Annotated in this window: 13 protein-coding genes; 9 read left to right on the forward strand and 4 right to left on the reverse strand. The window is 58.2% G+C overall.

Going from position 1 to position 16,385, the window contains the following annotated elements:
- The 8 genes from ACW9JC_RS12390 (at position 1) to ACW9JC_RS12425 (ending at position 11,494) form a co-directional block, all read left to right on the forward strand.
- Positions 1 to 390 (forward strand): phage holin family protein, encoded by a 390-nt coding sequence (locus ACW9JC_RS12390; protein WP_457455175.1) that lies wholly within the window; start codon positions 1 to 3, stop codon positions 388 to 390.
- Complete coding sequence (locus ACW9JC_RS12395; protein WP_338582221.1) at positions 387 to 731, forward strand: hypothetical protein; 345 nt, start codon at positions 387 to 389, stop codon at positions 729 to 731. The genes ACW9JC_RS12390 and ACW9JC_RS12395 overlap by 4 nt, the downstream gene beginning before the upstream one ends.
- 126 nt (positions 732 to 857) lie before the next feature.
- Positions 858 to 2,021, forward strand: a complete 1,164-nt coding sequence (locus tag ACW9JC_RS12400) for an EAL domain-containing protein (RefSeq protein ID WP_457455176.1) — start codon at positions 858 to 860, stop codon at positions 2,019 to 2,021.
- Positions 2,022 to 2,089: 68 nt separating this feature from the next.
- A complete protein-coding gene (locus ACW9JC_RS12405; protein WP_338582225.1) occupies positions 2,090 to 3,418 on the forward strand; it encodes a deoxyguanosinetriphosphate triphosphohydrolase in 1,329 nt (442 codons plus the stop codon).
- A 182-nt stretch (positions 3,419 to 3,600) separates the two neighbouring features.
- Positions 3,601 to 3,990, forward strand: coding sequence for a response regulator (locus ACW9JC_RS12410; protein ID WP_338582227.1), 390 nt, complete (start codon positions 3,601 to 3,603; stop codon positions 3,988 to 3,990).
- A gap of 233 nt (positions 3,991 to 4,223) precedes the next feature.
- Positions 4,224 to 4,850: a response regulator transcription factor gene (locus tag ACW9JC_RS12415; protein ID WP_175389648.1), complete on the forward strand. Its 627-nt coding sequence runs from the start codon at positions 4,224 to 4,226 to the stop codon at positions 4,848 to 4,850.
- 8 nt (positions 4,851 to 4,858) lie between these two features.
- Positions 4,859 to 8,500 (forward strand): transporter substrate-binding domain-containing protein, encoded by a 3,642-nt coding sequence (locus tag ACW9JC_RS12420; protein WP_457455177.1) that lies wholly within the window; start codon positions 4,859 to 4,861, stop codon positions 8,498 to 8,500.
- 48 nt (positions 8,501 to 8,548) lie between these two features.
- A complete protein-coding gene (locus ACW9JC_RS12425) occupies positions 8,549 to 11,494 on the forward strand; it encodes an HD domain-containing phosphohydrolase (RefSeq protein WP_457455178.1) in 2,946 nt (981 codons plus the stop codon).
- Here ACW9JC_RS12425 and ACW9JC_RS12430 read toward each other — a convergent pair whose 3' ends face one another.
- Together ACW9JC_RS12430 and ACW9JC_RS12435 are read right to left on the reverse strand one after the other, a co-directional pair.
- Positions 11,495 to 11,977, reverse strand: a complete 483-nt coding sequence (locus ACW9JC_RS12430; protein ID WP_338582233.1) for a GAF domain-containing protein — start codon at positions 11,975 to 11,977, stop codon at positions 11,495 to 11,497.
- Positions 11,974 to 12,864 carry an ATP-binding protein gene (locus tag ACW9JC_RS12435; protein WP_457455179.1) on the reverse strand — a complete coding sequence of 297 codons (891 nt, stop codon included), beginning with the start codon at positions 12,862 to 12,864 and terminating at the stop codon, positions 11,974 to 11,976. The genes ACW9JC_RS12430 and ACW9JC_RS12435 overlap by 4 nt, the downstream gene beginning before the upstream one ends.
- A gap of 166 nt (positions 12,865 to 13,030) precedes the next feature.
- Between ACW9JC_RS12435 and ACW9JC_RS12440 the strand changes: the two genes are divergently transcribed.
- Positions 13,031 to 15,352: a response regulator gene (locus tag ACW9JC_RS12440; RefSeq protein WP_457455180.1), complete on the forward strand. Its 2,322-nt coding sequence runs from the start codon at positions 13,031 to 13,033 to the stop codon at positions 15,350 to 15,352.
- On the opposite strand, the gene ACW9JC_RS12445 is transcribed toward ACW9JC_RS12440, so the two are convergent.
- Together ACW9JC_RS12445 and ACW9JC_RS12450 are read right to left on the reverse strand one after the other, a co-directional pair.
- Positions 15,336 to 15,797 carry a MarR family winged helix-turn-helix transcriptional regulator gene (locus ACW9JC_RS12445; RefSeq protein ID WP_457455181.1) on the reverse strand — a complete coding sequence of 154 codons (462 nt, stop codon included), beginning with the start codon at positions 15,795 to 15,797 and terminating at the stop codon, positions 15,336 to 15,338. The genes ACW9JC_RS12440 and ACW9JC_RS12445 overlap by 17 nt on opposite strands.
- Positions 15,794 to 16,279 carry a glutathione peroxidase gene (locus ACW9JC_RS12450; protein WP_457455182.1) on the reverse strand — a complete coding sequence of 162 codons (486 nt, stop codon included), beginning with the start codon at positions 16,277 to 16,279 and terminating at the stop codon, positions 15,794 to 15,796. The genes ACW9JC_RS12445 and ACW9JC_RS12450 overlap by 4 nt, the downstream gene beginning before the upstream one ends.
- Positions 16,280 to 16,385: the final 106 nt, after the last annotated feature.

The following is a 16,385-nucleotide window of genomic DNA, read 5'->3' on the forward strand; positions in this document are numbered from 1 at the left end:
ATGGCTCTCGGTGAATCAGGCCCTGACGAGATGGGCCAAAGCTCCTCACCGCGACGCCTGGGTGCCGCATTTCTTGGACTACTGCACAGCCATGTCGAACTGTTCGGCATTGAACTGCAGGAGCAAAAGGCCCGTACCGTAAGCCTGCTGCTGTTTGCAGGGCTGGCACTGGTGTTTGCCTTGCTGTTGCTGGTGGGCTTGTCGACGCTGGTGATGATCGTGTTCTGGGACACCTATCGCCTCGCGGCCATCATCGGCCTTTGCGTGTTCTATACCCTCGCGGCAATCTTCTGCGGCGTGCGCTTGAGAGCGGCGATTTTCGATGAATCCTCGCCCTTCCACGGCACCCTGGAAGAACTGGCCAACGACCGGGAGCGCTTGCTGCCATGAACCTGCCTGAATTGCCTCGAAACAGTTCGCGCACGGAAATGCGCAAAGCGCTGATCCGCTTGCGCATGGAAATGCATCGCCAGGAAATCCGCCACGAATCCACGCAACTGCTGCAACCGCTGCGGCGTGTTCGCGGGATGACGCAAAATCTGCAGGACGGATTCGGCATCAAGCACGCCCCGCTGTGGGGCGTTGCTGCTGTCACTTTGCTCGGTTTTTTGACTGGCAAAGGTGCGAAAAGCGGCGGTGGAATTACCAGCCTCACCCGACTGGTCCGACTGGGCACCACGTTGGGGCCTCTGATCAAGCTGGTGCTGCAAGGCTCTTCGCGCAAGCACTAAGCTGTCACTTTCTGGCTGCATTCTTGCAAAGACCACGGGATGAACCTCTCTATCGAGGGGTTCGACCCTGCGTGCCTACCCGGCGACCAGGCTCTTTCCAAAAACAAGATCAACCAAGGAGGCCTTGTGATAGACGGGCAACCGCTCGCCTGCTTTCAGCCGTTCATCGATACCGCTACCGGCCGGATCGCGGGTGTCGAAGCGCTGGGGCGTCTGCGTCAGGCCGATGGTCAGTTGGCTTCCGTGGGACCACTGTTCGCTGACCCCAGAACCAACGCCATCGCCTTGCGTCGCCTTGATCGCCAGTTGCGCGATAACGCCTTGAGCCGGTTGCATGAAGCACCCTCTGAATGGTTTCTAAGCCTGAACATTTCCCCGCGCTGGATTAGCCGCTTGCGCCCCGACCAGCCGCTGCCAAGTCTCAAGCAACTGAGCAAATACGATGTCGACCCGCAGCGAATCGTTTTCGAGATCACCGAACTGGGAGGCGATATCCACCGCTTGGCCCAAGTGGTGGCACGTTACCGGTCAGCCGGCGCCCGCATCGCCATCGATGACTTCGGTGCCGGTTATTCCCAGCTCGATCGCGTGCTGGCGTTGCAACCGGACATTCTCAAACTCGACATGCGTCTGTTCCAGGCGGCGGCACTGGGCGGGCCGAGCAGCGACGTGGTCAAGGCCCTGGCGCAAATGGCCGAGAAAACCGGTTGCTGGATCATCGCCGAAGGCGTGGAAACCGACGCTCAGCTCAATTTTGCGCTGGAATGCGGCTCACGTTACGTGCAGGGTTTTCTGTTCGCCGGAGCACAAGAAGACTTCTTTACCACCGACGCCTTTGTCGAGCGTTTTGCACAACTGCGTCAGCGCTACGTTCAGCAGAAACTCGCCGAACGCGGTCGTTTGATGATCATGCGCCAGCAACTCAGCGAACTAATGGCGATCCTGCAAGCATGGGCTCAGGCGCGCGCGCCGCTCAGCGCCTTACCGCAACTGGACGCCTTTCCCTGGCTGCTGCGCTTCTATCAATGCGACCGTCACGGCACCCAACTGACGCCGAACCTGGAATGGCGCAACAATGGCTGGGTCGCCGACAATCGCTACCTGGGTCATAACTGGTCCTGGCGTCCGTACTTTTATCAGCTGCTGGCCGAAGGCTGGGATGAGCGGCGACTGACCCTGTCCAACACCTATCGCGACGCCACCAGCAACCAGTATTGCCTCACCGCCGGGCAATTTTTCGACAATGGCGAGCGCCTGCTGCTCATCGATATTGATGCTGTCGGGCTGTAGTTGCACTTGCAGGTCGTGATGCGAACCGGGAAGCTGGGGCAATCAGTCACCTGACGGAGAGACCAGCCTTGGATTGGCAAACCCTGCTTACCCGCGAACGCCTCGGAAAGCCCCTGCACAGCCCGCAAGAACTCGGCCGCAGTCCTTTTCACAAAGACCATGACCGGATCATCTTCTCGGGGGCGTTTCGCCGTCTCGGGCGCAAGACCCAGGTTCATCCGGTCTCCAGCAACGACCATATCCACACACGCCTGACCCACTCGCTGGAAGTCAGTTGCGTCGGCCGTTCGCTGGGGATGCGCGTTGGCGAAACCATCCGCAGTGCACTGCCTGACTGGTGCGAACCCAGTGATTTGGGGATGGTGGTGCAATCGGCCTGCCTGGCCCACGACATCGGCAACCCACCGTTCGGCCATTCCGGCGAGGACGCGATTCGTCACTGGTTCCAGCAAGCGGCCGGTCGTGGCTGGCTGGACGCAATGACTGAAGCCGAGCGCAATGACTTCCTCAATTTCGAAGGCAATGCCCAGGGCTTTCGGGTTCTGACTCAGCTGGAATACCACCAGTTCGACGGTGGCACACGACTGACCTACGCCACGCTCGGCACCTATCTGAAATACCCGTGGACGGCCCAGCATGCCGACTCGCTGGGCTACAAGAAACACAAGTTCGGCTGCTACCAGAGCGAGCTGCCACTGCTGGAGCAGATCGCTCAGAAACTCGGCTTGCCGCAACTCGAAGAACAGCGCTGGGCACGTCATCCACTGGTGTACCTGATGGAGGCCGCCGATGACATTTGTTACGCCCTGATCGACCTCGAGGACGGCCTGGAAATGTCGTTGCTGGAATACGCCGAGGTCGAGTCGTTGTTGCTGGATCTGGTGGGCGACGATCTGCCGGAAACCTACCGTCAGCTCGGCCCCGGGGATTCGCGCCGACGCAAACTGGCCATCCTGCGCGGCAAGGCTATCGAACACCTGACCAATGCCGCGGCCCGCGCCTTTGTCGAGCAGCAGGATACGTTGCTGGCCGGTACGCTGCCCGGCGACCTGGTGGAGCACATGCACGGCCCCGCCAAACGTTGCGTCCTGAATGCCAAAGACATGGCACGCAAAAAAATCTTTCAGGACAAGCGCAAGACCCTGCACGAAATCGGTGCCTATACCACGCTGGAAATCCTGCTTAATGCCTTCTGTGGCGCAGCGCTGGAGCAACACAACGGTCGAACGCCATCATTCAAGAGTCGAAGGGTCCTCGACCTGTTGGGTAACAATGCACCCGATCCTAACGGCTCGTTACACACTTCTTTTCTACGAATGATCGACTTCATCGCCGGCATGACCGACAGCTACGCCAGCGACATGGCGCTGGAAATGACCGGTCGCTCCAGTCATTGACGAAATCTGGTTATCGGCCATTACAGCCTCTGCGATGGCCGATCAACCACCAAGACTGCAAGCGCGTTCAACACTCGCTGAATTCCCCTACAACACTTGTCGAGGGAACTGATCGAATTCCCGTTATTCTCGCGAAACAATCATGCCTTCCCTCTGTTCGACAGAAGAAGCGTGAGCACCTTATGTTCAAAGACAACTTGCGTATTTTGCTGGTGGAAGACCATCCATTTCAGCTCAGGGCCACTCAATACCTGCTCGAAAGTTACGGCTTTACACAATTGACCACCACTGACAGTGCCGAAGGCGCATTGCAAAAGATGTTCATGGCTGCGCAGCCGTTCGATATTCTTTTGTGCGACCAATGTTTACCCGACCTTTGCGGGCTTGATCTGGTCAAGTTCGCCACTCATCGAGGGATGATCAAACAGGCAATACTGCTAAGTAGCCTGACGCCCGCCGAACTGGACAGCCTTAAAAATCTGGCGAATGCGCATGACTTGCCATTACTGGGTTATTTGATCAAGCCATTACAACAATCCGAATTCAGAAAACTATTAACTTTGATTTCATAGTAAGAAAAACCGGGAAAAGCCAATGTAATGATCAAAAACGGCACATTCAAGATCAAAACCGAGGATCAGCAACCTTCATTCAGCTTCGCAAAAATCTAGTTAACACGTAAGCCCATTCTTTTTCGCTTGTAGGACTATTCCTATATTGCTGCTACAGGTACATCAGTTCATACGTGACATCAACTATCTGAGCTAAGGTGCGCGCTTTATTTCAGCTCGCATGGGATTTGATTATGAACTCCGTTTTTATTGTCGACGATCACCCTGTCATCCGACTTGCCGTTCGAATGCTGCTTGAACATGAGGGTTATAAAGTCGTCGGTGAAACCGACAACGGGGTCGACGCCATGCAAATGGTCCGCGAATGCATGCCCGACCTGGTCATTCTCGACATCAGCATTCCCAAGCTGGATGGCTTGGAAGTGCTGGCCCGCTTCAACGCAATGAGTACTCCACTGAAAACATTGGTATTGACTGCACAGTGCCCGACACTTTTCGGTATTCGCTGTATGCAGTCCGGTGCTTCGGGATATGTGTGCAAACAGGAGGATCTCAGCGAACTGGTCAGTGCGATTAAAGCGGTATTGTCAGGTTACAACTATTTTCCAAGCGAGGCATTGAATCCGGTTCGCGGTGATGAAGCGCGTTGCGCCGAACTGGAACTGTTCAAATCAGTCAACGACCGGGAACTGATGGTATTGCAACTTTTTGCACAAGGTCGAACTAACAAGGAAATTGCCAAGGGCATGTTCTTGAGCAACAAAACCGTCAGCACTTACAAAAAACGCCTCATGCAAAAACTCAAGGCCAAATCACTGGTTGAACTCATAGAGATGGCAAAACGTAATGCGCTAGTGTGAGAGTCAGGATGCCCAGCCGTTTGAAGAAATGCCTGATACTGATGACCGCGGGCCTATGCCTGAGTACCACATTGTTCGCGGGACAAAGTAGTGGAAACTATGCCCTGCTGAGTCGCTCGACAGTCGGGCATCTGGAAGTCCAGCTGGACCCATCACAAACACAATGGCTGAAAAGCAAACATGAATTGATCCTCGGCACTTCAGCGCCGGATTATCCGCCCTTCGACCTGACCCTCAGCGGCCACGATTATGAAGGATTCACCGCCGACTACGCCGGTATCCTCGGCAAGGCGACCGGCCTGCCCATCACGATCCAGCGCTTTGCGTCCCGGGGCGCGGCCATTGAAGCGCTCGAAAATGGCGAAGTGGATTTGCTCGGTACCGCTAACGGGTTCGAGGCACGTAGCGCCAACATCGTACTGTCCAAGCCCTACGCCGTGGATCAACCGGTACTGGTAACGCGTGAAGGTGAAACCCGCTCCCTGACCGATGGCCTCGCCGGCATGCGCCTGAGCATGGTGTATCACTACTTGCCGCTGGATGAGGTCAAGGCACTGTATCCAAAGGCGATCATTACCTCTTATCCGTCCTACCAGAATGCGATCAATGCCGTTGCCTTCGACCAGGCCGACGTGTTTCTCGGCGACACCATTTCCACTCACTACATGATCAACAAGGGGTACCTGAACAATATCCGCATGGCCAACTTCGGCAAACACGAAGCCTACGGCTTCAGTTTTGCAGTGCATAAAAACAACCCTGAGCTGCTCGGGATCATCAATGCGATGCTCTTGGCCATCCCCACCAGCGTTCGAGAAAACATCGCCAAACGCTGGAGTGCCGGCAGCGACATTCTGCTCACCGATCACAAACTGGAGCTCAGTTACAGCGAGGAGCGCTGGCTGGCGCAACATCCGGTAGTTCGCGTGGTCGTCAACGAGGCGTTCGCGCCGCTGACGTTTTTCGACAGCGCAGGTAACTTCCGTGGGATTGCCGCGGACTTGCTTGAGCTGATCAGGTTGCGCACAGGGTTGCGCTTCGACATCCAGCGCAGCCGCAACGACAATGAAATGATCCAGCGCATCAAAGACAACCAGGCTGATGTCATCGCAGCATTGCTCCCGAGCGAGCAACGGGACACCCTGCTCAATTTCAGCCGGCCGTACCTGCAGAACTCCTATGTCCTGCTGACGCGCAAGGCCGCAGACAGCCCCACCAACCTCACCCAGCTTCAGGGCAAGCGCCTGGCAATCGCCCATGGCAATCCGCTGATGGACTATTTGCGCAGCGAGTTCCCGCACATAAAGCTCATTGAAACCCCGGACACCTTCAGTGCCGTCGAGATGCTCGCAGAGGGTCAGGCAGAAGGTGCGGTAAATTCACTGGTGATCGCCAACTACTTCATTTCCTCGCGACTCTTTGACCACACCCTGCAAATCAGCACCACCATCGGTACAGAACAAGCCGCGTTCTCACTGGCGACAGGCCGTGAGGCCAAGGAACTCAATGACATCCTCAACAAGGCGCTATTGAGTATCGCGCCGGAGGAGCTTGGCATCATCAACAGCCGCTGGCGTGGTTACTCGGCGTCCTCACAAAACACCTGGCGCAACTATCACCGATTGTTTTATCAGATTGTCATTGCTGCCGGCGTGCTGTTACTGATTTCCGTGGCCTGGAATGCCTACATGCAGCGCCAGATCAATCAGCGCAAGGCAGCCGAGCGCGCACTGAACGATCAATTCGAATTCATGCGTTCGCTGGTCAACGGCACGCCTCATCCGCTTTATGTTCGGGATCGCCAAGGGCTGTTGCAAAGCTGCAATGAGAGTTATCTGCAAGCCTTCTGCGCCAGACGAGAAGATGTGATAGGCAAGAGCGTCATCCAGGGCGCCATGAGCAATGCGTTCGAAGCCCGCGAATATCAGGCCGACTACCAGCGTGTCGTGGCCGAGGGCAGACCGCTGATTCTCGACCGCGCATTGCACATTGGCGGTCGCCGGCTGACGATCTATCACTGGATTCTTCCCTATCGGGATTCAAGCGGTGAGGTGCAAGGCATTATCGGTGGCTGGATCGACATCAGCGAACGGCGGCAACTGTTCGACGACCTGCGCAGTGCCAAAGAGCGCGCAGATGAAGCCAACCGGGCCAAAAGTACGTTTCTGGCGACCATGAGCCATGAAATCCGCACGCCGATGAATGCGGTCATCGGCATGCTCGAACTGACGCTGAAACGAATTGAACACCACCACCCTGACCGTTCGGCCATCGATGTGGCCTATCACTCGGCGAAGGATTTGCTGGAACTGATCGGCGACATTCTCGACATTGCGCGCATCGAATCCGGGCACCTCAGCCTGAGCCCGGAGCGTGTCAATCCGCGAGAGATCGTGGGGGCCGTAGTACGGATCTTCGATGGTCTGGCCCGGCAGAAAGAGCTTGAACTGCATCTGGATTTCAACCCGGCCAATCCGCCAATCGATGTACTGCTGGACCCGCTGCGCTTCAAGCAGGTGCTGTCGAATCTTGTCAGCAACGCCATCAAGTTTACCGAGCAGGGCCAGGTCCGGATTACCGTCGACCTGCGCCCGACCGCCGAGCCCGATCAAGTGCTGTTGCAACTGCAGGTTGAGGACAGCGGTATAGGGATCAGCGAACAGGATCAGCAGCGCCTGTTCGAGCCTTTTGCCCAGGCCGATAACGCCGTGCGGTCAGCCAGAGGCGGTGCCGGGCTTGGCCTGGTGATCAGCCGCAGCCTGTGCGAAATGATGGGCGGCAGCCTGCAATTGAACAGTCAGCCCGGCAAGGGGACGCAAGTGCGAATGTCACTGCCGCTACCTGCCCTGCCCCGTGAACCCATGGTGGAGACGATTGAAACGCAGATCCAGACCGCAAGCATCCCGTTGAATGTGCTGGTGGTCGATGATCATGCAGCCAATCGCTTGCTCATGTGTCAGCAACTGGAGTTTCTGGGACATCGATTCAGTGTCGCGGCAGACGGCCAAGAAGGGTTCGAGGCGTGGAAAGCCGGAGCATTCGATCTGGTGATCGCCGATTGCAACATGCCGGTCATGAATGGCTACGAACTGGTCCGAACCATTCGCCGACACGAACAGTCAACGCAACAACCGCCATGCACTGTGCTGGGTTTCACCGCCAACGCCCAAGCGGAAGAAATTCAACGTTGCAAACACGCCGGGATGGATGACTGCCTGTTCAAACCCCTGACCCTGGCCGCCCTGAGCCAATGGGTTGAAGGCATCGCACCGACATCCCGCACTCCAGCCTTCAACCTGGAAGGGTTACAGCAATTGACCGGTGGCAACCCGGCATTGAACCAGCGCCTGTTGACCGAACTGCTGAACAGTAACCGTCTGGACCGCCAAGGGTTGCAGATGCTTTACGGCTCCACGGATCCGCAGTCATTTCTCGACATCGCCCACAAAATCAAGGGCGCCGCCCGGATCGCCCAGGCCTCTCGATTAATCGACAGCTGCGAGGCGCTCGAAACTTCCTGCCGCCCCCCATTCCAGGCGAAAAAAGTGGCCGAATGCTGTGCGGCAGTGGAGCGCGCCCTGATGGAACTGGACCAGGCATTGCTGCAACAAATCGGCGAAAACGACGAAAGCAGAATGACGGAGGCTTAACTATGCTTGGACGCTGAGCAGTGTGTTAACCATCACGGAGCGACCTGCATGCCCAGCCCACTGCGTCCGGATCAACGGCGATTTCCCCTGCACGTTCATATCAGCGTGATGTTTACCTTCCTGCTGTTGCTGACCGGGGTAGTACTGGGCATTTTCAGTTATCGGCAAACCACACAAATCATCCTGTCCAGCAGCGAGAAACTGTTCAATCGCATCGAGCAGGATGTCCGCCTCGACCTGCAGGCCACCTACGAACCGATTCGTCACCTGCTGAGCCTGCTGGTCGTCAACCCTGCGATCCAGGCGCCGGACCTGGAGCAACGCCTGGCGCTGCTCAGGCCCTTCAGCCAGTCGTTGATCGATAACCCTGATCTGGCGTCGCTGTACCTGGGTTATGGCAACGGTGATTTCTTCATGGTTCGCCCTTTGCGCACCGCACATCTGAAAACACTGCTCAAGGCCCCGGACTCAGCGGTTTATCAAGTGTGGAGCATCGAGCGAAGCGCTAGCGGCCAGGCGCATTCCCAATCCTTGTTTTTCGATCAGAATCTCGCCTTGATCAGTCGCCAGGACAATCCCGAGGACCCATACGATCCGCGCAGCCGCGCCTGGTTTACCAGCGCCAGCCGCGACAACGATCAGATCACCACCGAACCCTACGTCTTTTTCTCGACCCACAACGTCGGCACCACCCTGGCCCGGCGCAGCGGCGAGCAGGTGGTGATGGGCGCTGACCTGACCCTGGCCGAACTTAGCGCCACCCTGGCCAAACATGTGGTGACCCCCTCCACGGAGATCGTGCTGTTCGATGCCCAGGGCAATGCAATCGCCTATCCCGACGCCAGCCGACTGATCATCGACGATCAGACCGCCCGCCTGATCAAGGCCGCTGACCTGAGCCCCAGCCTTGGCGCGTTACTCAAAAGCCCTCCCGAAGGCAACCGGCTGAATGCTTACGGTCGCCAATGGATCGTGGCCCGCAGCAGCATGCAGGAAGGTGGCCCCCAGGGACTGCAACTGGCGCTGCTGGTGCCGGAAGATGAATTGCTCGCCGATGCTTACCGCATGCGTTGGCAAGGAGCGCTGATTACCCTGGCAACGTTGCTGTTGTGTGTGCCATTGGGTTGGATGACATCGCGCATTCTGGTCAAACCCCTGCGCGCCCTGGTGCAGGAAGCGGATGCGATTCGCAGTTTCGATTTCAACTTTCCAATGTCCAGTCGCTCTCCGGTACTCGAAGTCGATCAACTGAGCGTGTCGATGGCGCGCATGAAAGACACCCTGACGAGTTTCTTCCAGATCACCGACAGCCTGAGTGCCGAGACCCGTTTCGAGCCTTTGCTGGAACGGGTATTGTTTGAAACCGTGAAAATCGGCCAGGCCCAGGCCGGCCTGATCTATCTGCGCGAAGGTGACGGCAATCGCATGGAACCCCACGGGCTGGTTATCAACGATACCGCGCAGCCCCTGGCGTCATTCGACATCGGCGCCCACGAGCTTCAGGACCCGCAGAGCCCTGCCTGGTTGCAGCAGTTGTCGAATGCCGACAATGTCGTCAGCAACCTCGGTTTCGAGCAGGCGGGGGATTTGCAGAAAGTGCTGCTCGCACTGGAATGTCCCCGGGTCCATCTGATCGGCATCCGCTTGCACAATCGTCATAACGAAACCGTGGGCCTGCTGGTGTTTCTGCTGGCCGACAGCGGCAATCAAAGCGACCTGGAAAAACTTCGCCCGGACCGCATCGCGTTTCTACAAGCCGTGTCCGGTGCCGCCGCGGTGAGTATCGAAAGCCAGAGGTTGCAAGCCCGGCAAAAACAATTGCTGGACGCGTTCATCAAGCTGCTGGCCGGTGCGATTGATGCCAAGAGCCCTTATACCGGCGGGCATTGTCAGCGTGTGCCGGTCCTGACCTTGATGCTCGCTCAGGCCGCCGCGGCCAGTGAAGACCCGGCCTTCCGCAGCTATCAACCTACCGACGATGAATGGGAAGCCCTGCACATCGCCGCCTGGCTGCACGACTGCGGCAAGATCACCACCCCGGAATACGTGGTGGATAAAGCCACGAAAATGGAAACCCTGAACGACCGTATCCACGAAATCCGCACCCGCTTCGAAGTGCTCAAGTGCGATGCGTGGATCAGTTACTGGCAAGCCATTGCCAAGGGGGGTGACGAGCAACCTCTGGCGCAAATACGCGACGCGTCTTTGGCAGAGCTGGACGATGATTTCGCCTTCATCGCCCGCTGCAACCTCGGCGGCGAAGCCATGGCCGAGAGCGACCTGCAACGCCTGCGCAGCATCGGCCAACGCACCTGGACACGAACCTTGGATGACCGACTGGGGGTTTCGTGGGAGGAAAATCAGCGTCAGGCCCGCAACCCGGCGCCGACACTACCGGTCATCGAATCACTGCTGGCGGACAAGCCCGAGCATCTGCTGGAACGCGCCGAAGCCGAGCTGATTGCGCCGGACAATCCCTGGGGCTTCAAACTCGATGTACCGCGCTACAAGTACAACCGCGGCGAACTCTATAACCTGAGCATTGCCCGGGGCACCCTGACAGGCGAAGAGCGCTACATCATCAATCACCACATCGTGCAGACGATCCTGATGCTCAGCCACCTGCCCTTCCCCGAGCATCTGCGCAACGTGGCGGAGATTGCTGGCGGCCACCACGAAAAAATGGACGGCACCGGCTACCCCAAACGCTTGAAGCGCGAGGACATGAGCCTGCCGGCGCGGATGATGGCGATTGCCGATATTTTCGAAGCGCTGACCGCTGCCGACCGACCCTACAAGAAAGCCAAATCATTGAGCGAGGCGCTGGGCATCATGGCGTACATGTGCCGCGATGCGCATATTGATCCGCAGCTGTTCGAGCTGTTCATCAACGCCCACATCTATATGCAATACGCCAAGCGTTTTCTCGACCCACAACAAATCGACGCGGTGGACCCGTCAGGCCTGCTGATCAAGGCAGGCCTCAGGGTTTGATCAGCAATCGGTCAGGCGCAGGAAAATCGCCGCCAGTTGCTCGATACCGGCCTGATCCTCGGCGGTGAAACGCGCCAGTTTCGGGCTGTCGAGGTCCAGCACACCGATCAGGCGACCGTCCTTGACCAGCGGCACGACCAGTTCGCTGTTCGACGCGCTGTCGCAGGCGATGTGCCCGGGGAACGCGTGTACGTCTTCGACCAGTTGAGTCTGCAAGGTTGCCGCCGCCGTACCGCAAACGCCGCGACCGAACGGAATCCGTACACAGGCGATCTGCCCTTGGAACGGGCCCAGCACCAGTTCTTCGTTGCGATTGAGGTAGAAACCGGCCCAGTTCAGGTCATCAAGCTGGTTGAACAGGAACGCCGAAAACTGCGCAGCGTTGGCAATGAAATCCCGCTCGTCCGCCAGCAGCGATTCCAACTGTGCGTGCAGCATGCCGTAGCCGTCTAGGCCCTGGCCGCTCTTTTGTAAATCGATCATGCCTTGTGCTCCAACAGTTTCAGCCCGACCCAATAGCGGGCAAATTGATACGCGCAACGTCCATTGCGATTGCCGCGCCCCGTGGCCCAGCGCACCGCGAGGATGTCCAGCTCTTCGCTGCGTTGCCACTTGAGGCCGGCCTTGTCGGCCAGTTGGCCGATCCAGTGTTCGACGACGTTGAGAAAGTGTTCCTGGGTAAACGGATAGAATGACAGCCACAGACCGAAGCGGTCCGACAGGGCGATTTTGTCTTCCACCGCCTCGCTGGGGTGCAATTCGCCGTCGACCCGTTTCCAGTTTTCGTTATCGCTTTCCTTCTCCGGCACCAGGTGGCGGCGGTTGGAGGTGGCGTACAGCAGCAAATTGTCCGGTGCCTGTTCGAGGGAGCCGTCGAGTACACTTTTGAGTACGCGATAATCACCTTCGCCCGACTCGAACGACAGGTCATCGCAGAACAGCACGAAACGCTGCGGCAGTTTGGCGATTTGTTCGACCACCCGTGGCAAGTCCGCCAGGTGATCGCGCTCGATCTCGATCAGGCGCAAACCGGCCTTGGCGTGCTCGGCCAGCAAGGCGCGGACCAGCGACGATTTACCGGTGCCGCGTGAGCCCCAGAGCAAAGCATGGTTGGCCGGCATGCCATCTAGGAACTGCTGGGTATTGCGCCCCAGTTGTTCCACTTGGCGGTCGACGCCAATCAGGTCGGACAGGCGCATGTCGAGGCTGACTTCCAGCGGCAGCAGAAAACCGCTGCGACCCTCGCGCTGCCAGCGCGCGGCCAGGCAATTTGTCCAGTCGATGGATTGCCGAGGGGTGGGCAGCAGCGGTTCGATACGGGCCAGAACGGCATCGGCGCGTTCAAGAAAAGCATTCAATCGGGAATCCACGTCTTCTCCTCGGGCATGTTCACAGTAATGATGACGATACAGCGACGAAACACAGTGTTCGACAACCGGGACAAGCCCCGGTACAAGGGCTCGCGAGAGCGTCGGCATCCATGCATGATCGGCTATGCTTGAGCAGCGAAGGGAAACGGAAGTGGTCCAACACCCCATGGATATCAAGTTCACCAACCGGCTGTCCTACAAGCAAGCCAAGCTTACCGTGCTGGTGGGTTTCATTCTGGGCACGCTGCTCAGCCTGCTGCAAATAGGCATCGATTATGTCAGCGAAGACGCCTCCATCAACCGTGAAATTGTGTCTTTGCTGGAAATCAGTCACAACCCTGCCTCGCGTATCGCCTACAACATCGATGCCGAACTCGCTCAGGAACTGACCTTGGGCCTCTTGCGTTCACCGGCGATCATCGGTGCGCGACTGACCGACAACAACGGCAACGTGCTGGCTAACGTCAAGCGCCCCGGCCTGCAAAGCGGTTATCGCGTGCTCAGCGACTTGTTGTTCGGTGCAGACCGCCAGTTCGAAGACCGCCTCTATCTGGACCACTTGCCGAATGAATCCCTCGGCACGCTGCGACTGGACGTCGACACTTACTCATTCGGTTACCGTTTTCTGCGTCGCGCCGAAGTCACCTTGCTCAACGGCTTCGCCCGCAGCCTGATCCTGACCGGCCTTCTGCTGGCGTTGTTTTATGTGATGCTGACCAAACCGCTGGTGCGGGTAATCCGCGAACTCAGCGGTCGCGACTCGCGCAGCATCGAACCCACTAAGCTGGAATGCCCGGCCGGACACGCCAATGATGAAATCGGCGTGCTGGTGAAAGTCGCCAATCAGCAATTCGAAAACGTCGCCACCGAAATCCAGCAGCGCCGCAATGCGGAAAACCGCCTGACCGATTATCTCAGCCAACTGGAAAACATCGTCTCGGCGCGCACCGCCGAACTCAAGGCAATCAACGCCCGCCTCAGCCAATCCAATCAGGAACTGGAAGTCGCCCGCAGCACCGCCCTGGACATGGCCGAAGCGCGCTCGGTGTTCCTGGCCAACATGAGCCACGAAATTCGGACACCGCTCAATGGCCTGCTGGGGATGATCGCGTTGTCGCTGGACGGTCCGCTGAATGCCGAACAACAGCAACAACTGTCCATCGCCCATGACTCGGGCAAGGTGCTGGTGGAATTGCTCAACGATATTCTCGATCTGTCGAAGTTCGATGCCGGTCAACTCGAACTCGAACACATCCCGTTCGACCTCGGCTCACTGATTGAAGACACCGCCAACCTGCTGTCGCAGAACGCGGCGCCGAGTGTCGAACTGACCTGCCTCATCGACCCGCAGTTTCCGGCGCTGGTGCTCGGTGATCCGACCCGGGTCCGGCAGATTGTCAGCAACTTGCTGTCCAATGCGCTGAAGTTCACCCGTTTCGGGCGGGTTGATGTGCGCCTGTCGAGCCTCGGCGACGGCGTCAGAATCGAAGTCTGCGACACGGGCATCGGCATTCCCCAGGACGCTCAGGTCAAGATCTTCCAGCCCTTCACCCAGGCCGGTGCCGGGATTACCCGGCAATTTGGCGGTACCGGGTTGGGCCTGGCCCTGACCTACAACCTCTGCGAAGCCATGCAAGGACGCCTGACCATCAGCTCGGAAGCAGGTTTCGGCAGCCAGTTCTGCGCGGAACTGCCGCTGCCCCGCCACACCCGGGCCCAGGTTCCGCCTGCGTTGCAAGGCAAGGTCCTCGCCATCACCGCCGCCAGCAGTGGCCTGGCGGAACTGTTGGGCAGCGTTCTGCCTGGTTGGGGGCTGGACTACCAGCAACGTTCCATCGACGATCCATTGATCGGTTTGAACCCCGATGTGCTGATCACCGATTGCCCCGAATGCCTGTTCAACCTGCGCCCCACCATCACCGCGCCGATTTTGCTGGTGACCGCTTACGGCAGTTTCATGCCCAGCGAACAAGCCAACGCCCTCGCCCCTTTGCAACAACAGGCACGCCCGTTGGCACGCAATGCGCTGCATCAGAATTTACGACGTGTCCTGCAACCGCCAATCGCCACCATCAACGACGCCCCTGTCGATGCCCAAACCCCACAACGGCGTGCACGGGTGCTGCTGGTCGAGGACAACCCGGTCAATCAACTGGTAGCCAAGGGCATGCTGGGCAAACTCGGCTGCGAGGTAATCGTCGCCGCTCATGGTGTCGAGGCACTGGATCAGCTCGAAAGCAGCGAATTCGATCTGGTGTTGATGGATTGCAACATGCCGGTGATGGATGGCTATGAAGCCAGTCGGCAAATTCGCCGCAGCGGGCGCTGGCCGCAATTGCCCATCGTCGCGCTGACCGCCAACGCCATGTCCGAAGAGCGCGAACGCTGTCGTGCGGCGGGCATGAGCGACTACCTGGCCAAACCCTTCCGCCGGGAAGAACTGGCCGCGTTGCTGGATGTGTGGTTACCCGCTACGACAGCGCCTTGATTTGCCCCAACAGGTGATCCAGGCCGTCGCGCAGTTCATTCAGACGATCCAGATCCACGCCGCTGTCGCACAGCAACCGCGCCTTCAGTGGCCCGACCTGATCGCGCAACGCCAGCCCCGTGGGCGAAAGGCTCAAGTGCACCTCGCGCTCATCCCGTGACGAACGCTGACGCTGAACCAGTTGCAGTTGCTCAAGACGTTTGAGCAACGGCGTCAGCGTACCGGAATCCAGCGCCAGGCGTTCGCCCAGCGCCTTGACGGTCGGCTGCTCCGGCGCTGATGCCTGCCACTCCCACAACACCAGCATCGCCAGGTATTGCGGGTACGTCAGGCCCAGTTGATCGAGCATCGGCTTGTAGGCCCGAATCACCGCCCGGGAAGCAGCGTAGAGCTTGAAGCAGAGCTGACTGTCGAGGTTCAGCGAGTCGACGGACAAACTGTTCATTTGAGCAGGGCTTCGATCTCGCTGCTCAAGTCCTGCGGCTTGGTCGCCGGAGCAAAACGCTTGACCAACTGGCCGTCCTTGCCGATCAGGAACTTGGTGAAATTCCATTTGATGCCTTGGGAACCGAGCAAGCCGGGCGCGCGTTTTTTCAGCTGCACGAACAGCGGGTGAGCGCCCGTTCCGTTGACTTCGATCTTTTTGAACAGCGGGAAACTGACGCCGTAGTTCAGCTCGCAGAACTCGCTGATCGCCCCTTCGTTGCCCGGCTCTTGTTTGCCAAACTGGTTGCACGGAAAGCCCAGCACTACCAGGCCCTGATCCTTGTAGGTCTGCCACAGTTCTTCGAGGCCTTTGTACTGCGGGGTGAAACCGCATTTGCTGGCGGTGTTGACCACCAAAACGGCTTTCCCGGCGAAATCGGCCAGAGTCTTTTGCTCGCCCCTGATGGTGGTGCACGGGATGCTCAGCAGATTGTCGCTCACGATGAAAGCTCCGGATTCGGGAAGATGAGCCAAACATAGCGAGCAATTGAATTGTGTGCAATTTAAATAATCAATAAACCACCTGTAGGAGCACGGCTTGCCGGCG

This window comes from Pseudomonas sp. SDO5591_S426 (genome assembly GCF_054070755.1).